The sequence below is a fragment of the Acidobacteriota bacterium genome (assembly GCA_016703965.1).
In the GTDB taxonomy this organism is placed as follows: Bacteria; Acidobacteriota; Blastocatellia; order Pyrinomonadales; family Pyrinomonadaceae; genus OLB17.
In genome coordinates this window covers 361,750-382,026 of record JADJBB010000025.1, presented here as the reverse complement: position 1 = coordinate 382,026, position 20,277 = coordinate 361,750, and the positions used below count along the sequence as shown (strand labels likewise).

Below are 20,277 nucleotides of genomic sequence, written 5' to 3'. Positions count from 1 at the left end.
TTTCGTCTCGCGATACTAGATACACTATAATCAGACTTTTGCTATGAAACACATACTAATTCTTACTATCGCAACTGTCCTATTTACCGGTGCCTGCGGCGGAGCGGCGAGCAATTCAGCTTCGAATTCATCTAACGCGAATGCTGCGAACAAAGAATCCGATGCCCCGCCATCGCTAACGGTCGCTCCGTCCGAGGCGGCAGATGCCCTCTACGCGGCCGCTCTGAAAGGCGATTGCACAGCGGTCGGCGAAATGTTGACGGAGGAGATGAAGAAAAGCGTCGGTTCTGTCGACACTTACTGTAAATCGCTGACCGGCAACGGAACGGTGGAGAGTGCAAAGGCAGTCGGAGCTTCGGCTTCAAGCGAATCAGCGGCGGTCTCGGTACAGGTCGTCTACAAACCCGAGCAAAAGCCCGAACCCGCAAAACCGGCCGAAAAGAAAAATGAAGCCAACGCTAACATCGCAAATGCCAATTCTGAGGCCGCTCCTGTGGCTCTGCCAGCGGCAGCCCCGGGAAAAACAGAGCTGAAAGAGATCCATCTAAAAAAGGTCGGTGAGAAATGGCTGATCGACGTATCGCCTAAGCCTGCCGCACCGGCAAAAACAGCTGCATCGCCTGCGAAACCGGCCTAAAAATGAAACGGATCTATCTCGATAATTCCGCCACCACGCCGGTCGCTCCCGAAGTGGTTGAGGCTATGATGCCGTATTTGACTGACAAATTCGGCAACGCTTCGAGCATCCACTTCTTCGGACAAGAAGCCCGTGGTGCGGTCGATCGGGCTCGGCATCAGGTCGCCGCGTTGATCAATGCAAGGCCGAACGAGATCATTTTCACGTCCGGCGGTACTGAGGCAAACAACCTCGCCGTCCGCGGCCTCGTCGAATCGAATAACAAACACGGACGCCACATCATCACGTCGGCGATCGAACATTCCGCTGTTAAAAGCGTCTGCGAAGACCTAGAAAAACAGGACTATTGGGTCACGTATCTGCCGGTTTATGAGGATGGTCTGGTGCGGATCGAGGATGTCGAAGCGGCGATCACCGCTGAGACTGTTTTGATCTCGATAATGACGGCAAATAACGAGATCGGCACGATCCAGCCTGTGGCTGAGATCGGGCGTTTAGTAAGGGGCTTACGCGAAAAGGGCCGGAAGATCTGGTTTCACACCGATGCAGTACAGGCCGCCGGAAAGATGCCCGTCGATGTCGAAGAAATCGGCTGCGACCTGCTTTCGATCTCGGCCCATAAGATCTATGCTCCGAAAGGCGTTGGAGCTTTGTACGTCCGCCGGGGAGTTCGCCTGCACGCCCAGAATATCGGCGGTTCGCAGGAACGCGGTATTCGCGGCGGCACGGAATCAGTCCCGAACATCGTGGCCTTCGGAAAGGCATGTGAGCTAGCACGAACCGAACTCGGACTCGCAACAGATTACCTCCGCGGCCTTCGCGACGGTTTCGAAAGCCGCGTCGGCGAAGCGATCGACGGCCTGACCTTCAACGGCAATCGAGATCGACGCCTGCCAAATATCTCAAACATCTCATTCAGCCGCATCGAGGGCGAGGCTCTGCTCATCAACCTCGACATGCACGGCATCGCCGTCTCGACCGGCTCAGCCTGCTCATCCGGCAATCTCGAACCATCACCGGTCATCCGGGCACTCGGCTCGGACGAAGAACGTGCCCGCTCCGCGATCCGCTTCAGCTTCGGCAGGTTCAATGCCGAAGAAGAAGTCGACCGTCTCATCCAGGTTCTCCCCGAAGCCATCGTGAACCTCAGAAAGCTCTCTCGCTGAGCGAGAATTCTCAAAGGTCAGATCGTGTAAAATCACCTGTCGCCGAACTTTACCAAATTAAAGTGTGAATCGATTCACACTTTTCAAAAACAGGCGTATTTTTGCGTTTTTTCGGTGTGAATCACCCAGATTGGTCGAAGGTCTTCAGCCATTTCCGGCCACAAAACACCTTGATTGGTAGAGGTAAATGAGAGATTGGTCAAACGTTCAGGGGGCCTTTCTTGGCATTTAGAACTTTGACCAAACTATTCGTGAAAACGACAAATGACGGGATCCGGTCCTTGGTTCTTATTTTGCCCTCGCAACAACACGAAAGCCGATATCTTTGTATTTTGTCGAAGGTGAGAGTCCACCTCGATACGCGGATCGTTGGTCGTCTTTGCCATCTTTCCACGAGCCGCCGCGCAGGACACGCCATTTTCCTTTTGCAGGGCCTTTTGGATCGGTCTCGGGGGTTCGCGGATAGTCGCCGTACCAAGCTTCACACCATTCCCATACATTTCCATGCATATAGTACAGCCCGAAAGCACAGCTTTGGGGTCAAGCCTTCAACATTGCAGTTCTTTCCTCACCAGTGAAACCGATTCTTGCAGATCGCTGAGAGGCAGTTTGTTCGCAGCTCCTTTTTGTCGTCGTCGGTCAGTTTCCATGCTTTCCCTTGGAGCAGTGCCATGATCAGATCAGCCTGGAGGTTGGCTTGGCGGGTGGTTTCGGGGGACGGTGCGGTGTCGTCGAATTCTTTGAGCCTTTTGTTCCAGATCGCCTGCCATTGTTTAAGGCGGGATTCGATCTTTGTGCGGTCGGTTTCAGAACCGTGTTGTGAGATCAGATATGCGGCTTCGCCCGCGATGTCGGGATCGTCGGAGGCGAGGCGTTTTGCGAAAAAATCGGCGACTTTGGGAGGAAAATTCACGCGGGTAAAATCGTTAAGAAATGTGCCTCGCCACTCCTTTTCAAGGATCGACAACTCCTGCTCTACTAAGGCCAGGGCCTCGGTTTCGTTGTATCTTGCAAAATAGCCGAGCAAGATCGCCCGCGATTGCCACTGCCACTTCGGCCCGTCCGTTTTGTAGACATCCATTAGCTGATCGTAGATGGAGCCCGTTGCAAATCGGGCGGCGAGCATGCATTTGTGCCGAAGCCTGACAGCATTCTGCGTGGCAGCACCAGTGCGTCCGTATTTTTTGATGTCGGCGAGCAGCGGCCCGTCAACTTCAGGAAGCGACGCCTCCTTGAAATTGTCAAAAGCACCGTCGTAGAGCAGCGAATCGGAATCGATAATATCCACAATAACAAACGGACGGGCCCGAGCCTGATCCAGCTCGGCCAGACGCGTCAGGCCCGTTGTGTGAACATTAAGCCGATACATGGTTGGATAGTCGGTTGCACTCAGCATCCGTTCCAGCGAAGGAACGAGCGACGGGTCGCGGATCTGTTCCCACCTAATGCTCACAAGCTGTTCGCGAGCCAATATATCGAGCGAGTCAAAGTTCTTGAGCAGGATTCCCCGAACCGTTGCCAAAACGTCGGGTTCGAGGTCTCGATGCTCCATCACAATAATGCCCGCAGCGGTATCCACGAGATTTTTACCCGTCCGCTTTTGCAAACTGTCGATCACAAATCGTAAATAATATTGCTTCGCTTTAGTGTAAGGGTCGTCCGCAGGCAGCGGCAGAAAATCGCTTGGGCGTTTGTACGGTTTGCCCGATTCGGCGATCACTACCCTTGCGCGCAAGAAGCTGAGAGTGGAAAGTACGTTAAAATCGACCGCTTTGGATACGTCCGACAGAATGTCCTCGAGTTTTCGTATCACCAGGGCCCGGTTGCGGGAAATAAAAAGCCCCTTGCTCAGAGCCCCGGCAAAGTTACCGCCACTCTGCTTCAATGACCAGAGATACCTCGAAACCTTTTCTGGTATCGCGGCATCGCCTGGCAAGTTTGCGAGATCCTGGGCAAAGCGGATCTGTTCCCGCAGATCTTTGGCCGATTCGATCGCAGCCCCAAGTCTCTTCGCCTCAGCCTCCTCCTCGGTATCGGCCATCGGCTTTATTTCAAAACTTACTGCATTTGTCGTTATCTCCGTTGGATCTTCAAAATCGAAGATCCCGCCGCCAGCCTTATCTTTTCGCAGCCGTTTAGTTATCAGCCTTACAGTGTATTTTCCCGGAGCGTCGAAACGATAATAGTCGTTCAAAGATATCTTCACCTCAGTGGGAACATTACCAAGAACGGAAAAGCCGCTCCCGTCGGACGGCCTCTCTTCGCCGCCGTAGAAGTCAGTCTTCCAATCGAACACGCCACTCTGCGGCGAGATGACCACCTTCTCCAGATAGGTTCCTTGATCACCTTGAACCTTATAGCCCGGCAGGTCAGTGGAGAACGAAAGAACGAGCCCGACTGTCTCGCCGGAACGATACACATCCTTGCCATTCGCGAGTGTCAATTTTACCGCGACTGGCGATTCTATATCCTGAGCTGCGGCAAATCCGGACCAAAGGAGCATTAAGATTGCGGCAACAAAGAGCGTTGGAGTAGTTGTTGATAACTTCGCTGAAGATGTTAGGAGTTTCATTTTTGCTCGTTTGATGCTGAGTGGAAAGATTTGGTGGTTTTAACGTCGACAAAGTTGTCGACTAAACCATATATGCCGCCGGCGAGCAGGATGCTCACTCTCCAAGCGCGAAAAAGCGGCCTTGTCAGTTTCCCGACAAAGGCCGCCTTTCTTTCCCTCCCGGTTGGAAAGTGGATGACGTGTGGTTCAAATGTTAGTCGCCGACGATGATGCCTTCAGCACGGTCACCGACGATGATGCCGGCACGGTCGCCAACGATGATGCCTTCTTTGTCGAGGCATGGATTTTCTTTCGAATCACCGACGATGATGCCTTCGAGGGTGTCAAAGATCGTGCCGAAGATTCCGCGGTCGCCGACGATGATACCTTCATTGGTCTGCTTGACGCATCCTTTTTCTGCTCTGTCGCCGACGATGATGCCGTCTGCCTTAGCGATATTTGCTCCAAACATGAGTACGATCGCGAGTGCTGCTACTTTTGCTGTGTTTTTCATTTTTCTTCTCCTAAAAGTTTTATTAATATTTCCGAGTCCCTGCTTGCTCTCTTTCTTGCACTCCTCTATTTCAACCAGCGTGCCACAGCGTGCCGCGATGCATGCCAAAACCACATCCCGTTTATTTACAGAATTTAGAGATCATTTGTGAGATCTTTTCCGGTCGGTTCGGAAACGTAGAAATATGGATACTTTGGTAACACAAAGTTGGTAATTTTCGCCTAACATCAAGGTTTGCAGATACTTACAGCGGTGCATACTTTTTATACAAATTTAGACTGTATAATTGCTATACACTGCACATAATTAACACCGTGCACATAAATGGGCCTTTATGTACAAAAATTCACTAGAAGTTAGGTTTTATGGGGCGTTGAGACTGGATGAAAAGGATGAAATACCGTTTCGCAATCATCTATAGACGCACTCCTTCATCTAAGAAGTCGGCATCCCATTTTTCAGCGGAGAGCGAACATTCAGGCAGAATTTTGGGCGAGGTGGCTGTAGATCTTAATCGCAGATCGCGTTCATTTGTCTGGAGCAATCGGGGCAGGTAGCGTGGGTGATACCGGGCATGCAATCCAGTTCGAAGAAATGGAGCTTTTCGATCGCGTCTTCGATCTCGTCCCACTGGTCGCGGGCGGTCCTTATCTTATTGCACCACGAACACGACATGATGAGGCCGGTTGTCGAGGAATTGCCGCGGCGAAGCAGCTCTTGCGGCGGGCGTGGCTCGACCTTAGTAGTGTGTATTTCGAACTCCACGGTGCCGTCGTCGGACGGATAGATGCTCACCTGAGCACAACGCCGTGTATCGGGGGCGTCACACCTGACGTCAAACTGCACCGACCGGCCGTCAAACGCCTGGTCGACCAACTGGCGATATATCTCACGCGTCGCAGGGTCAGTAATAAACTCCCACAACCGGCGGCCGATGACCGAATCGCCAGCAAGCTCAGGCCCTTCGTTTTCGACCGCAAATGCGTTCCAATTGCCGGCGACCGAGACCATCAGATAGTCGCGGTCGATGCGGTAACGCAGACTATCTTCGTCAGGCCCGCTTTTTGCAGTTCTCACCTTTTCGTCCTCATTGACCTCGGGGCCGACAGACTTAGATTCAGTCTGATCCCCGGTTTCTCGAGGGTTCAAATTTGCCATTATTTCAACTTCATCTCCAAACTCTTGACCAAGAAGCCCTAGATGTCGGCTTGCTGTTCGATCTGTAACGCGATCGGAAGGCCGGCGCCGTGAGAATCAAAAGATCGATCAGTTTTTTATTATTTACGGTTCGAGAAAATATTTAAAGCTCGACGGGAGTTTTGACGGCAAATGCGTCGAAATGTACGGTCGCTATTTCTGGATTCGGTCCTGACTCAATGTAACTAATAGTTTGTTTCCTATTCGTCGATGTTTGTATATTATCTAGGATAATCACATTTATGGCGTCGCGGCTTCAGATCCTTACATTACTCTCAGTTATCGTACTCTCGGTTTCGGAGGGTGCGTTGGCGGCAAGCAAACTGATCGAAGCCAAGACAAGCGATTTTTTGATCAAAAAATGGACAACTGAGGAGGGCCTTCCACAGAACACTGTGACCTCCATCGTACAGACTAGTGACGGGTATATCTGGCTCGGTACATTCGGCGGTTTGGCCAGATTCGACGGGGTCAATTTCACTGTTTTTGATTCGACAAATACTCCCGGCCTTACCGGTAACCGTGTTCTATCACTTTACGAAGACCGCTGGAAAAGGCTTTGGATCGGCACCGAGACGGGCGAGGTGTATACACTTGTCGACGGAAAGTTCGGTGAGTTCAAGTCGGATCCCGAGTTCAAGCGACGTACGGTTTGGCAGTTCATAGAGGATGATACGGGCAAGTTATTTATTGCGTCCGATGCGGGACTCGAGCGGGTTGAATTCCGTGAGGATGGTTCAGTGATACCTGAGTCCATCAAAATAATATCCCGGCAAAGGTCTTACAAACTTGCAAAAGGGCCCGGAAACACCATATGGACCTCGAACGGAAAGGCATTCGTTTTACAAGATGATCAACTGGTAACGGCTGACTCAGTCGGCCAAATGCTGCCTTTTAACATCCTCAAGATAGATTTTTCCGATCAGGGAAGGATGTTGGTTGGCACCATCAACTCACTCGGTTGGATGGACAATGGGAAGTTCAAAGAGCTTCTGCAGAAAGAGAAGGGAGGTAATTTCGGCGGATATGCGGCCGCTTTCAGGAACGGTGAGCTCTGGTTTCAAAAAGGCGAGGACCTATTTATTTTTCAGGACGGTAAACGTGAAAACTACAACATCCGGGAGCATGTCACAGCAGGATCCCGGGCGATGTTATTCGATAATGAGGACAATCTCTGGCTAGCGACAGAGAGCGATGGCCTAGTGCGTTTAACTAAGCGAAAGATCGGGTTGGTCGGGGACATGACCGACCTCAATGTCTGGGGAAGGTATGCACTTGCACAAGACTCAGAAGGAGCAGTATGGTTAGCCGGTCATGATCTGCTCAAAGTAAAGGACGGAAAGGTCGAGAGCATCCCGATCCCCGGAAATGTCGCCGGAACGCAATTGATAAAGGCACTCGCGATCGATGGAAACAATGTTCTGTGGGCCGGGGGATTGACGAATTTATATGTATTCCGCGATGGCAGACTTGAACCTATTCCAAAGTTTGGTACGGAGTCGATCCATTCCTTGTTCTTTGACAGGAATAACAACCTTTGGATAGGGAGCGGGAATGGGCTATGGAAATACAACAATGGACAGATCGAACACTACTCGACGGACAACGGACTCGTCGGAAATAGCGTTCATTTCATTACGCAAACCAAGGACGATGCGATCTGGGTTGGTGCCATCGGCGGAGTCAGTAAATTTGTAAATGGAAGGTTTGAGAATATTACACCTGAGAACGGTCTTTCCGGCAATTATGTCCGCGAGATACTCGAAGATCAAGACGGCACTATCTGGATCGGCACATACGGCGGTGGAATTAATCGTTTGCGTGATGGAAAGATAGAGGTGGTCACTACTGCTCAGGGTTTGCACGATAATTTTGTTTCCAGGATCTTGGTCGATGACGACGGCAAATTCTGGATTTTGGGAAACCTGGGAATATTTGCCGTTAGCAGGGACGAACTGAATGCGGTGGCGGATAAACGGAAAAACTCGATCGTTGGGGCGATTTACGGCGTTTCGGACGGCATGAAAAGCAGCGAAGCCAGCGGCGGCCATCAATCTGCCGGGATAAAAACGCGTGATGGCCGGCTTTGGTTCCCGATGATAAAGGATGTCGTCATTATCGATCCCACAAAGACCAACCTGACTCCGCCAAAGGTCGTCATCGAAGGCGTTTCGACAAGACTTGATGACATCGGCTCGATGCCCATTGCGGCGACGATCCGTGAAAATAATTCAGTATCCATCCCGACGGGCAATCGTGATCTCGAGATCCGCTTTACTGGCCTGAGTTTTACCAAGCCGGAGAATATCCGCTTTTTTTATAAGATTGATGGCCTCGATGATGACTGGACCGATGCCGGGACGCAGCGAATTGCCAGCTATCCATTTCTCTCGCGGTTTGCTCCGGGCAAATACACCTTTCATGTCCGGGCAGTCAGCGCCAGTGGGGTCTGGAGTGAAAATACCGCGATCCTCAGCATCGATGTCGCCAAGTATTTTTGGCAGACATGGTGGTTTAATGTTGCAGCCGCTCTTTTTCTTGTGATGGTTGCGGTTGTCCTCTACAGGTTTAAGATGCAGCAGGTCGAGGCAGAGAAATTAAAAGAGGCTGAATTTTCACGTCAGCTATTGGTCGCCCATGAAATAGAACGCAGTCGAATTGCGACTGAACTTCATGACGGACTCGGCCAGGACCTCCTGATCATCAAGAACTGGGCACAACAAGGGCTCGAATCCAATTCCGACCCGGACGAGGTGCAAAAACGATTGAAACAGATCTCAGAATCGGCTGCCGACGCGCTGGAGGAAGCTCGGACAATAGTAAAGAATCTATCGCCGCAGAACTTAAAGAGATTTGGCCTCACAGAAGCGGTCCGAAATCTAATAGAGCAGACACAAATGGCGACTGGAGTTGTTTTCGAACAAGGGATTGACGAGATCGATGGTATCTTTCCGGAGGAGGCGGAGATCAGTGTTTACAGGATCGTGCAGGAATGCCTGAGTAATATTATTAAGCATTCTGAGAGTCCTCGGGGTAAAATACTGGTGACTAGACAAGATGGTTTGCTGACGATGATGATACAGGATTTCGGAAAGGGGTTTTCCCGGAAGCATCCATCTGAGAAGAATTCTGCGTCGGGTTTCGGTTTGGAGGGGATATCGCAGCGGGTTAAGCTGCTCCGGGGAGATCTTACGATAGATTCGGTAGTGTCGGAAGGCACGAAAATAGTCATACAGCTAAGATTCTGAGATGCGAAAGGAGATCACAGTATTAATTGCAGACGACCATCCGATCTTTCGACAGGGATTGGCGGCGATCATCGAGAAGTCCGATAACCTGAGGCTTGTCGGAGAGGCCGACAACGGCTGGGCGGCTATTGAACTTATCGGAACTACCGATCCAGATGTGGTCATACTGGACATTGATATGCCGATCATGGACGGCATCGAGGCCGCCCGGGCATTGAAGGAACGATCTTCGCGAGCCATCCTGATCTTCCTCACGATGCACAAGGACAACTCCATCCTTCGCTCGATCAAATCCCTTGGAGTTAAGGGCTATGTTCTTAAAGATTCTGCTTTGGACGAGATCGTTAGATGCATTCACACCGTAATGTCCGGGAAGTTGTACCTCAGCCCCGCTTTGAATGAACTTATACTCGATAACGTATCCGATGACACCGACAGCAATGCTGTATGGGCGCTGGGTTCGCTGAGCCAGACCGAAAAGAAGGTCCTTTTGTTAATCTCGGATTCTAAAACTAACCGTGAAATTGCTGCCGATCTGTTCGTCGCGATCCGCACCGTCGAAACCCATCGTTACAATATCTGCTCGAAATTAGATATTAACGGGGCCAATGCCTTGCTTAAATTCGCGATCCGCAACAAGGCGAAGATCGAGTCCCTTTTTTCAAATTAAGTAGAACTACTTAGGCTTTTTCAGTAGCGCTTCGTATTTACCCCTGCCTCGCTCCCCCATAAAATTATACCTTGATCAAAAGTTGTCTCCTTTGCATTGACCGCTACCAACTCGGCCTTCCCAGTCGAAATGGAACCGCTCAGGAGATCGGGGGCAACCTGTAAAACTGAATTTCTTGAATTGCAGCTGCCGCCGTCACGTCGACGCACAAATCCCCTCCGATCTGCACTTCTTGTTGGCGAAATACGTCGCAGCCTAACTAGATCGAGACCAGGATCGCATTTCGGGTAGGAGTCTACCAAAAAAGAGCACCTAAGAGTGAACAGCGAGAAAAAAGTGAGAAAAATACTTGTAGCAATTCTAATAGCGTCGATCGTTTCAGTGAGCGCTATTGCGCAGGACCTTTACATGCCTCGAAATGTTAAGGCGGCTTACAAGGCCGGCTTGCGTTCGATGGATGGAAAGCCAACGGCTAAGTACTTTCAGAACAAGTCGACGCACAACATCAAGATCTCGGTAAATCCGCCAAGCAGGAACGTGTCCGGCGTACAAGAGATCGTTTACAAGAACAACAGTCCGTTGACGCTTGACCGGCTCATTCTTCGTTTCGAAATGAACGCCCACGCGCCAGAATCTGCTCGTGAGAAAAACGTTGACACGAAACAACTCACGTCGGATGTTGTGATCGCCGAATTCACGGAGAATGGGGTGGTTCGCCCATGGAAGCCGCTACTCGACATTAAAGGAATGTCGCTTAACGCTATCGACCTCCAGAAGCCGATACCACCGGGCGGCTCAACGACGCTTTCCTTTAAGTGGGTCTATGAACTCGCTGAAAAACCTGATCGCGACGGGGTGATCGACCCAACGACCTTCTACATTGCGTATTTCTATCCGCGTGTAGCTGTTTTAACTAACGTGGATGGATGGGACACCGATCAACATTTGCTGGGCGGCCACGAGTTTTTCGGTGAATTCAACGACTACAACGTAGAGGTGAACGTACCGAAGAATTTCATCGTTTGGGGAACCGGAAACCTGACCAATATCGATGAGGTTCTACAGCCAAAACACGCCGAACGGCTGAAGCGTTCATTTACGAGTGACGACGTGGTCAATGTCGCATCGCTCGCCGAGGTAAAGGCGGGAACGGTTACTGCTCAAACGCCAACCGTTACTTGGAAATGGAGGTCTGAGAACGTTCCGGACGTCGTTTACGGACTTAGCGATCACTATATCTGGGACGCTGGCAGCATCGTCGTTGACAAAAAGTCCGGTCGACGTGCCAGCACCCAGGCTGCCTACGACGAGCCGTCAAAGAACTTCGCCAATATGGTGACTTACGTTAAGTCAGCTCTCGACTATGCGTCAAATGATTGGCCTGGCATACCTTATCCCTACCCCAAAATGACCATCTTCCGCGGCACCGCCGACATGGAAGCCCCGATGATGGCCAATGACAGCTCCCAAGAGGACTCAAAGTTTCAGCATTTTATCGCCGCACACGAGATCCTGCACACCTACTTTCCGTTCTTTATGGGCATAAACGAACGCCGATATTCATTTATGGAAGAAGGTTGGACGACCGCATTCGAATACGGGTTCAATCAAAAGCGCTTCGGTCAGCCCTTCACCGACGATCTATTTAAAAGATTCGCGTTGCCAACTGGGTAAAGAACGCCGATGCCTCGGCCGATCTGCCAATTATGACTCCCGAGAATGCCGTCTCAGGCTTGGTCCAAGCTTACGGTGACAACAAGTATGGTAAAGCGGCACTCGGATATCTCGCCCTCAAAGATCTGCTTGGTGATACAGACTTCCGGAAAGGCCTACACGGATTTATGAACGATTGGAACGGTAAGCACCCGATGCCGTGGGATATGTTCTATTCCTTCAATACCCATACAGGTCGGGACCTTAATTGGTTCTGGAATGCCTGGTTCTTCTCGCACGGTTACATCGATCAGGCGATAACTGACGTCAAGGCAGAGAACGGCAGCACGCTGGTGACCATCAAGAATATCGGAGGATATCCGGCACCAGCTGATATGGTCGTCACCTTCACGGATGGCTCGACAGAAACGATCCACCACGGGCCTGATATCTGGCGGTTGAATATGAAAGAAGCAATATCGCGGATAAATCTACCCAAAACCGTTAAGTCGATATCGCTCGACGGCGGTATCTTCATGGACGCAAATCTGGCGGATAACAAATGGACTTCAAATTAGGCGAGTGTGCCAAAACGGAGAATGAATATATGAAAAACAGACTATTGGTAATTAGCAGCTTTATCGTCCTTTTCATTTCTGGAGCGGCGATGGCGCAAGACACTCCCTACAATGTTCAGGACCTGGTGGGAGCTCGGGCGTCTTCGGGCGATTCTCAACTTCGAAGCCGGGGCTACCTCTACATAAAAACAACCACCGGCGGCGACGTAAAGTGGGCGAACTGGTGGAATAACGGCAGCCGCACCTGTATCACCGTAGCCACTCTCAACGGAGTCTATGACTCTATAGTGAGTGGCCCGGCACAAGACTGTAACCGCAGTACATCATCTGGCAACAACGATGGCTGGAACAACGGTGGTTGGAACAATAACAATAACAACGGAAATTGGGGTTGGGGTGGCGGAAATCCGAACAATGTGCCGGGGCTCGGCAAGCCGGGCGTTACGGTGTATGACGATCGAAATTACCGTGGCACATCTCAATCATTCGGCGTAGGGCGTTACCTTAACAACGCAAGGCAGTTAGGGGCGTTGCGAAATGACGAGGCGTCCTCGGTCGTAGTTCTCAACGGTTACAAGGTGCGGTTTTGTGAGGGCGAAGGCAGCGGGAACGGAAGCGGTAGATGCGAAGAATTAGGTGCCGGCAACTATAATCTGCGGCTCAACGACGAGGCTTCCTATATAGAAGTCACGAGAGTCTACGGTGGCGGAAATTGGGGTAACAACAATAACGGCAATTGGGGTAACGGCAACAACGGAAATTGGGGCGGTTCGCCGGCAGAGATCAATGATCTGACTGGGGTCGGCACGTTCTCCGGTAACGCCCGGTTGCTTTCGAGAGGCTTTCGCCTGGTTGACACCATGCGCCAAGGCAGCACGTCGTACACGATCTGGTGGAGATCAAACAGCCGCCAATGCGTGCAGGTAACCGTCGCAGGCGGACGATACGAGTCCGTAAACGACATTGGCAGTCATCCACGCTGTCGTTAATCGCTTGAGCATTAGGAGGAATCAATGAAAAACCTTAGAAAATTCATCGCGCTGAAAATGGCGGTCTTTATCATGCTTGCATCCTTGGGAACTATCCCCGCGGTTGCGCAGTCAAATTACTTAACCTGCGGCAGTAATAACACTAACTACAACTATTGCCGCGTTAACACGGGAAACAATGTTCGCCTGGAGCGCAAGCTCTCCTATTCGAGCTGCAACTATGGCTACGATTGGGGATATGACGGGCGCGGGATATGGGTCAACAACGGCTGCAGGGCCGAATTCTCCTACGGCGGCGGTTCCGGCAAGGCGGCAGCGATAGCAGGAGGAGCTGTGCTCGGTGGTGTGATCCTCGCGGCAGTAATTGCCGCGAAGAAAAAGAAGGACGCCGAGAAGAAAAATGAGGATGAAGAGGCCTCAAACAACGATACATGGGACAGTGGACATGAATATGTGCCTTCTTACCTGGTCGGTTCGTTCCGCGGCTGGAATCCAGATCTCAGATCTTATTCCGACTTGACCGTTGGCCCGAGCGGTGCGATCTCCGTTCGCAATTCTAACGGCCAGTACCAGAATGGGCGATATGACAATGGGTCGATCAAACTCCCATGGGGCAGATATGAGGTCGAACGCAACGGAGACGGCTTTGCGGTCAGAAACAGCAACGGCGAATCATACAACTTCCTACGCATCAGGTAGCGCTTGTCTGGAGATAAATAAAATGAAACGAACGATAAATATTGGCAAGTTACTTCTCTTAATATCGGCTATCACCGTATGCTCGGTTGGCCAAGCATTGGCCCAAAAAACACCGGCCAAAAGACCGGTTCCGACTAAGATGCCGGCAGTTGGTCCGGCCGTACTCGTTAATGATGACACGCTAACGATCATTCGCCGTCGAAATCGGCTAGACGTTGGGGTTGCAAGCTTCATTCCCTGGGCAATGCACGACAAGAACGGAAATCTCATCGGTTTTAACGTCGAGGTGGCTAAGAAACTCGCCTCTGATCTCGGCGTTCAGCTCAACCTGATGCCGGCTGGGCATGTATCACTTCTACCGGATCTGACAAACAAGCGTTACGACATCCTGATCACGGGGATGTACCCGACGCCAAGCCGAGCTCTTTTGGCGAACTTCTCCGAACCGTATTCGACCTCAAAGATCGAACTGATCGCCAGCCGCGACAAAATGGGGCGAAAGGATGAAAAGAGGGATTTCGATGATGACTCGGTGACGATAGGCATCATTTCAGGGACGGTTTATGGCAATTATGCTGCAAGTGAGTTTCCAAAAGCGAAAACTCAGATGTTTGACGACGAAGCGTCAATGATCGAGGCTGTCGCAAACGGAACAATTTCGGCCGCGATCGCATCGAAGCCTGGCCCGGAATTCGCAGTTAAAAACTCAAATGGAAAGATCTATAAGCCGTTCAGCCGACCATTGGGCGAACTCGACGAGGCTCTCGCGATCCGCAAAGGTGATGTTGATTTCCTCAACTATTTGAACACGTGGATCCGATATAACGAACGGAACGGATGGCTCGAGAAACAGCGGAATTACTGGTTCGAGGGAACGGAATGGAAGTCCCTTCTCGAATAAAAAGGAATGATCGGCAGCACGATAGATCCGATCGAGCCCGAGGAACTTCATAAGGAGACAAGATGAAAACAACATACAAAATACTGTTCGCTACGGTTCTTGCTTTAGGCCTAGCATTATCCACCTTTGGGCAGGCAGATACTCTCAAGGACCTGGTTGGATCTCGTGCAGGTGCGGCCGAGAGCGATCTCGAATCCAGAGGCTACGCCTTAAACCACACGTCAAAAGAAGAATCAGCTGTTTGGACGTACTGGTGGAATTCGAGTAAGAAAAAATGCGTCATGGTCAAGACTGACGAAGGCCGTTATGTTCGCATCAATGACGCCGAACCGGCTGACTGCGGCCAAAAGAGCGGTCTCTCGACCGGACAGAAGGTCGCGATAGCTCTCGCCGCCGCCGCTGCGGTTGGCGGAACGGCGGCGATCGTTCACAAAGCGCATCATCACGATGACGACAAGCATTTTGAAGACGCGAATCAGGAATCTGATTACGAGCGAGGCTTTCGTGATGGCCAGTATAACAGTACCTATCACAACTGGAACAATTCGACGCAGTATAGCTCTGGTTACTCAGCCGGCGTTCGCCAGCGACGCGAAGAAACAAGTCATTCGTCGGGCTGGGGCGGATATCAGCCTCATCAATATGTGAACGACCTTGTTGGTTCGCGGGCATCTGGGGCCGAATCGTCGATGCAGCAAAGAGGCTTCAGCAATAAAAACACGTTCAAAATGGGAGATGCCAGCTATCAGATCTGGTGGAACACCAGCACCCGCCAGTGCATTCAGGTCATCGTTTCAGATGGCCGCTACGAATCGGTAAAGGATATCGGTTCTTCACCCTACTGCCGCTAGGCTGAGGGCTTATAGCGGGGGAACGAAATCGTCCCCCAACTTTATTTTGATGGAGGAATCGGAGCATGGATGTATGTAAAAGATCGCTGGTTGTTCTTGTTGTCGTACTCTGCGGTGGAGCAGTGTTTTCAAATGCTCAGGAAAAACGAGTTGACGTTAAATTCAGGCAGGGTGCTTCGAGCGGGGTGTATTCGAATACGGTGACCGGGTATGGTTCTGTCGATTTTTATATAAGAGCGAAAGCCGGACAGACTATGTCCGCGAAGCTAACATCGACTAACAAATTCTTGTATTTTGTTGTTCTTAAAGATCTGACAAGCATGGAAGCCGTTGCAGATGAGGCTCGGGACACAACCAATTGGTCCGGTGAACTGCCAGCAGATGGAAGCTACATCGTCCGCGTTTTCCTCGTACGGGCAGAGGCTCGCAGAAACAAGCGGCCCGTGAAGTTCAGCGTACGGATCGGAGTCAAATAACGGAGCATTTACAAATACTGAGGGGTTAAGTATGAACGGAAGATTGGTCGTTTCGCTAGTCATATTGATCGTCTACCTATCGATCATCATGATCGGGGCAAAGATAGAGGTCGGCAGCGGTACTATGAGCCAGGCCGAGATGGTAAGTCGTCAGGTCTCGATCAGTTTGATAGTTGGCTTTGTCTTTCTATCCGGCGTAGTAGCTTTTTTCGGCTGGCGTCGAGAAACAGGGCTGTTACCGGTCCGAAGCACCAAAAGTCTTTTGATCCTGTGGCTGCCTGCGCTGTTTATTCTTGGCTTTTTTTCGGCGTCCCTGCTACTAGGATTACCATCGCTTCAGGCGTTTCTGTTCGTTGGTATCAACACTCTACTCGTAGGTATATCGGAAGAACTTGCTTTCAGAGGGATCTTATTTAGTGGTGCGAGGACCGCCCTTCGGCCGATCGGAGCGATATTCCTAACTTTCATCATTTTTGGAGCAGTACACGTTTTCAACGGGATCACTACCGGAGACTGGGGAGCCGCCGCTGTTCAAGCTACAGCAGCTGCAATGTCCGGACTTCTATTTATCGCCATTCTTATTAGGACGGGTTCGATCGTCCCCGCAATGATTGTTCATTGGCTCTGGGATTTTGGCATATTCGTTATTGGCTCTCGTAATGGACATCATCCCACGCCTGTTGTGGCCGACGATCCCGGGATTACATCTGTGCTCGGGCCGATTCTATTCGTGTTACCTAACTTTTTATACGCTCTCTGGTTGCTCAGGGGTGTCGGTTCGAAAAGCAGTGAGGATTTGATCTGAACTGCGATCAAAGCTTCTGAGATCGTGTCGACTTATTCGCACGACAAATTGAAAGTTCTTGGAGAAAAATATGTTCAAAAAATTAGTATCAGTAACATTGTTGGCTGTGGTTTTGGGAGCCACGGCATTGGCACAGGACACCCCTCGGGATGTTAACGATCTGGTGGGAGCGAGGGCCGCGGGCGGCGAAACGACGCTGAAAAGTCGTGGTTATAAGTTTATTAAAACGTCGAAGAGCGACGACCGTTCGTACTCGAACTGGTGGAAGGCCTCTAACAAGACTTGTTTGACAGTTGTAACTCTAAACGGCCGTTATGATTCCATCGTGTCGGGGCCTGAAGAGGACTGCAAGACAGGCGGTTCTGATTCATCGTCGGGCGACGGTGCTCCTTCGGATGTTGCAGATCTAGTTGGTACCAAAGCATCGGGCGGCGAGAGCGATCTTAAATCGCGGGGGTACCGATTCATCAAGACATCGAAAGGGGGCGACCGTTCATACTCGAATTGGTGGAAATCTTCCTCCAGCACTTGTTTGACAGTCGCAACGTTCAATGGGCGGTTCGACACGATCGTGTCAGGACCTGCCGAGGACTGCAGGACAGGATCGGGCGGAAGTTCAGCGTCGGCGTCTTCAAATCAAGTTGATCTCAGCGATCTTGTCGGGGCTCGTGGAGCGGGTGCCGAGACTGAAATGCAGTCCCGTGGATTCCGTAACGTCAAAGGTAAGAAGATTGGCTCAACTAGCTATACATACTGGAAGAACGACGACTCCGGCCAGTGCGTTCAGGTTGCTGTCAGGAACGGCAATGTCGCATCCATTCTTCGCAGCAATGCAAATAACTGTAAGTGATATCTAGTATAGGCCCGGTTCGCAATACGCGGGCCGAGCCTGCACTAGTGCAATTTGAAGCCCGATGAGACGACTTGGAAGCTTGTCCTTGAACAAGGCCGCGGGGTTTTCTGCTAGTCACGTAATTCAACTACCACCGGGGACACACAGCACGTAGAGGTAATAAAATGCAACCGAATAAACCATATCAATTCCAGCGGTTCGTGGCCAGCTTTGTCTTGGTGGCAGCCTTTGTTCTGAACATTCCGGCACAAACCGGCCTTTCAAAGGATGAGGAGAAACTCACTAGGTCGATCAAGATCAAAACGATCGAACGGATCACAAAGGGGCTGGCCGATGACAAATTCGAGGGCCGAGGCACGCTGCAACGCGGCGGTGATATGGCTGCGAACTGGATCGCTGATCAAATGAAGTCAATGGGCCTCAAGCCTCTTGGCGACAATGGGACTTATTTGCAATCGATGCCATTTGTCGAAACAGTATTCACCGAGGAGACTGACGTAACGCTCAACGGCCAGAAGCTGATCTACGGTAAGGATTGGAGCCAGGGACTTCTGCTCGCGGATATGAGTGTCGAGCGAAGCCTGATCTTCGTCGGGCACGGCTACGTTTCGGATGAACTTGGGCGTAATGACCTTAAGGATGCCGATCTTAAAGGTAAGATCGCGGTCCTCATCGACGGCCCACCGCGAAGTTATACGGCGGAGAAATGGAAGGAGATAACGGATAAGACGTCAGCGATCCCGCTTCTTTTTGAGCGAGGGGCAGTTGGGGTAATTCTTGTGGGAAACGGGCGCGAACTGTATAAGCACGATTTTGTAGTCGATCAAACCGGCAGGCGGAACATCGCAACCCTTGAAAAATCTAAAGAGAGGGCTCAGGTTCCAATCCTCTTCTTCGGTGACGCCGCCCGGGCAAAGCTATTTGAAGGATCAGGAATGACGGTCGGGGAGGCGATGGATGACGCATCGGATCTTGAGTTCCGGCCGATGGATCTCAAGCCGAGCATTAAGGTGCATTTGCGTTCAAAGCAAACCCAGGCCAATTCTCACAATGTAGTTGGATACATCGAAGGATCCGATCCAGTTCTCAAGAATGAAGCTATCGCATTTACGGCTCACTACGATGGGTTTGGGATGATCAACGGCAAGATCTACAACGCTGCTGCTGATAATGCGATCGGAAACGGTGAGATGCTTGCGGTAGCAGAAGCGTTTTCAAAAATGAAGGTCAAACCCAAGCGTTCTCTGATCTTTATCTCGACGACCGCTGAAGAGTATGGCCTGCAAGGCGGCTATTTCTTTGCACAGAATCCTAAGTGGGACATCACCAAGATCGCAGCTAACTTGAATCTCGATGGCATCGGTACCGAGATAATGGGTCCGATCAAAAACATGGTCGGCTTTGGTGCCGAGTACTCCTCTCTCGGGCCGATGTTCAATGACGTTGCAAAGGCATACAAGATAACTCCGATGGAGGACCCGATCCCTGAACAAGGCGTTTTTGGCCGCTCCGACCATTATCCATTTGTCACTCGAGGCGTTCCCGCACTGATGCTTGTCGGGTCGCCTGAAGCTACGAAAGAGGGGTTTGTGAAGCGGTTCAATGAGTTTGAAGAGACAAAATACCATCAGCCGTCCGATGACGTTTACAAAACCTGGCATTGGCCTGGGGCAAAGACGGTCGCTGACATGATGGGCATTCTTGGATGGCGAATTGCACAGAGTAAAGAAATGCCGTCGTGGAAGAGAGGAAATCCATATTCGAACCTAAAGCGAGGCGACACGCTTAAGTAGAAGATCTAGATGAGCAAAAAGGAGAGATAAATAAAATGAATAACCGCAGTATGAAGCAAACCCTAAGAATACTAATAGTCTTGACAGCGATTTTTGCCTTCCCAACGATGATTCTCGCAAAAGCTGACGACAGCAAAGATGCCTTCGTTGGCACAGTCGAGAAGATCGATGCCGAGGCAAAAATGGTCTACGTCAAATCAAAGGACGGCGTGGTCAAGGCATTCAAGTGGACAAAAAAGACAACCGCACATGGGATAAAAGAAGCTGTTGTTTGGACGGATCGAGCGGTACACGTTGGAGCTCATGTGGTAATTCGTTCGCTCAAAGTAGCTGGCGAGGAAACTATCAAAGGAATTCACTGGTTCGGCCAAGGTACGGTCAAGGTCGTTGAAGTGGCGATAAAACACGTTGGAAAAGGAACTGAAAAGGTTGCATTTGCTATAGCCGGAGAAGCCAAGGAGATCTATGATGTCTCCGAACACGCTTTGGTTAGTACTGGAAAAAAGATCACACATGGGACCAAAGAGATCGAGAAGAAAACTGAAAAAGAGGTTTTAGCGTCAGTCCACGTGATGGAACAAAATGGGAAAAGATTTGTTCATTTTATTGAATACAAGACCAATAAGTAAATAGATAAGCTTCATCAACTCGCATGTTCTTGGGGCAATAGAAAGCCAAGACACCGGCACAGCATTT

The 20,277-nt window shown here is 50.7% G+C and carries 19 protein-coding genes; 15 read left to right on the top strand and 4 right to left on the bottom strand.

Annotated features, from left to right (window positions below; all coding sequences use genetic code 11):
* Positions 1 to 43 precede the first annotated feature (43 nt).
* Together IPG22_19235 and IPG22_19230 are read left to right on the top strand one after the other, a co-directional pair.
* The gene (locus tag IPG22_19235) at positions 44 to 637 is read left to right on the top strand and encodes a hypothetical protein (GenBank protein MBK6590421.1); all 594 of its coding nucleotides are present in this window, start codon (positions 44 to 46) and stop codon (positions 635 to 637) included.
* A 2-nt stretch (positions 638 to 639) separates the two neighbouring features.
* Positions 640 to 1,803 carry a cysteine desulfurase gene (locus tag IPG22_19230; GenBank protein ID MBK6590420.1) on the top strand — a complete coding sequence of 388 codons (1,164 nt, stop codon included), beginning with the start codon at positions 640 to 642 and terminating at the stop codon, positions 1,801 to 1,803.
* A gap of 288 nt (positions 1,804 to 2,091) precedes the next feature.
* Here the strand turns inward: IPG22_19230 and IPG22_19225 are convergent, their stop codons facing one another.
* The 4 genes from IPG22_19225 to IPG22_19210 all read right to left on the bottom strand — a co-directional run bounded on the left by IPG22_19225 (position 2,092) and on the right by IPG22_19210 (position 6,026).
* Positions 2,092 to 2,313, bottom strand: coding sequence for an SUMF1/EgtB/PvdO family nonheme iron enzyme (locus IPG22_19225; GenBank protein MBK6590419.1), 222 nt, complete (start codon positions 2,311 to 2,313; stop codon positions 2,092 to 2,094).
* 58 nt (positions 2,314 to 2,371) lie between these two features.
* Complete coding sequence (locus tag IPG22_19220) at positions 2,372 to 4,306, bottom strand: hypothetical protein (GenBank protein ID MBK6590418.1); 1,935 nt, start codon at positions 4,304 to 4,306, stop codon at positions 2,372 to 2,374.
* A gap of 262 nt (positions 4,307 to 4,568) precedes the next feature.
* Complete coding sequence (locus IPG22_19215) at positions 4,569 to 4,868, bottom strand: hypothetical protein (GenBank protein ID MBK6590417.1); 300 nt, start codon at positions 4,866 to 4,868, stop codon at positions 4,569 to 4,571.
* A 510-nt stretch (positions 4,869 to 5,378) separates the two neighbouring features.
* On the bottom strand, positions 5,379 to 6,026 hold the full coding sequence (locus IPG22_19210; protein MBK6590416.1) for a hypothetical protein: 648 nt from the start codon (positions 6,024 to 6,026) through the stop codon (positions 5,379 to 5,381).
* Between the two features lie 281 nt (positions 6,027 to 6,307).
* Here IPG22_19210 and IPG22_19205 point away from each other — a divergent pair, with 281 nt between their 5' ends.
* The 13 genes from IPG22_19205 (at position 6,308) to IPG22_19145 (ending at position 20,210) form a co-directional block, all read left to right on the top strand.
* Positions 6,308 to 9,313 carry a hypothetical protein gene (locus IPG22_19205; GenBank protein MBK6590415.1) on the top strand — a complete coding sequence of 1,002 codons (3,006 nt, stop codon included), beginning with the start codon at positions 6,308 to 6,310 and terminating at the stop codon, positions 9,311 to 9,313.
* A gap of 1 nt (position 9,314) precedes the next feature.
* Positions 9,315 to 9,983 carry a response regulator transcription factor gene (locus IPG22_19200; protein MBK6590414.1) on the top strand — a complete coding sequence of 223 codons (669 nt, stop codon included), beginning with the start codon at positions 9,315 to 9,317 and terminating at the stop codon, positions 9,981 to 9,983.
* Positions 9,984 to 10,319: 336 nt separating this feature from the next.
* The gene (locus IPG22_19195) at positions 10,320 to 11,657 is read left to right on the top strand and encodes a hypothetical protein (GenBank protein ID MBK6590413.1); all 1,338 of its coding nucleotides are present in this window, start codon (positions 10,320 to 10,322) and stop codon (positions 11,655 to 11,657) included.
* A gap of 32 nt (positions 11,658 to 11,689) precedes the next feature.
* Positions 11,690 to 12,214: a hypothetical protein gene (locus IPG22_19190; GenBank protein MBK6590412.1), complete on the top strand. Its 525-nt coding sequence runs from the start codon at positions 11,690 to 11,692 to the stop codon at positions 12,212 to 12,214.
* 29 nt (positions 12,215 to 12,243) lie between these two features.
* Positions 12,244 to 13,203, top strand: a complete 960-nt coding sequence (locus IPG22_19185; protein MBK6590411.1) for a hypothetical protein — start codon at positions 12,244 to 12,246, stop codon at positions 13,201 to 13,203.
* Positions 13,204 to 13,227: 24 nt separating this feature from the next.
* Positions 13,228 to 13,902 carry a DUF3011 domain-containing protein gene (locus IPG22_19180; protein MBK6590410.1) on the top strand — a complete coding sequence of 225 codons (675 nt, stop codon included), beginning with the start codon at positions 13,228 to 13,230 and terminating at the stop codon, positions 13,900 to 13,902.
* A 22-nt stretch (positions 13,903 to 13,924) separates the two neighbouring features.
* Positions 13,925 to 14,803, top strand: a complete 879-nt coding sequence (locus IPG22_19175) for a transporter substrate-binding domain-containing protein (protein MBK6590409.1) — start codon at positions 13,925 to 13,927, stop codon at positions 14,801 to 14,803.
* A 62-nt stretch (positions 14,804 to 14,865) separates the two neighbouring features.
* Positions 14,866 to 15,654 carry a hypothetical protein gene (locus tag IPG22_19170; GenBank protein ID MBK6590408.1) on the top strand — a complete coding sequence of 263 codons (789 nt, stop codon included), beginning with the start codon at positions 14,866 to 14,868 and terminating at the stop codon, positions 15,652 to 15,654.
* Between the two features lie 65 nt (positions 15,655 to 15,719).
* On the top strand, positions 15,720 to 16,130 hold the full coding sequence (locus IPG22_19165) for a hypothetical protein (protein ID MBK6590407.1): 411 nt from the start codon (positions 15,720 to 15,722) through the stop codon (positions 16,128 to 16,130).
* Between the two features lie 31 nt (positions 16,131 to 16,161).
* Complete coding sequence (locus tag IPG22_19160) at positions 16,162 to 16,935, top strand: CPBP family intramembrane metalloprotease (GenBank protein ID MBK6590406.1); 774 nt, start codon at positions 16,162 to 16,164, stop codon at positions 16,933 to 16,935.
* A 70-nt stretch (positions 16,936 to 17,005) separates the two neighbouring features.
* The gene (locus IPG22_19155; protein ID MBK6590405.1) at positions 17,006 to 17,785 is read left to right on the top strand and encodes a hypothetical protein; all 780 of its coding nucleotides are present in this window, start codon (positions 17,006 to 17,008) and stop codon (positions 17,783 to 17,785) included.
* Between the two features lie 167 nt (positions 17,786 to 17,952).
* Entirely contained in the window at positions 17,953 to 19,581 is a 1,629-nt protein-coding gene (locus tag IPG22_19150; GenBank protein MBK6590404.1) for a M28 family peptidase, read from the top strand.
* Positions 19,582 to 19,616: 35 nt separating this feature from the next.
* A complete protein-coding gene (locus IPG22_19145; GenBank protein ID MBK6590403.1) occupies positions 19,617 to 20,210 on the top strand; it encodes a hypothetical protein in 594 nt (197 codons plus the stop codon).
* The last annotated feature ends 67 nt before the right edge of the window (positions 20,211 to 20,277 follow it).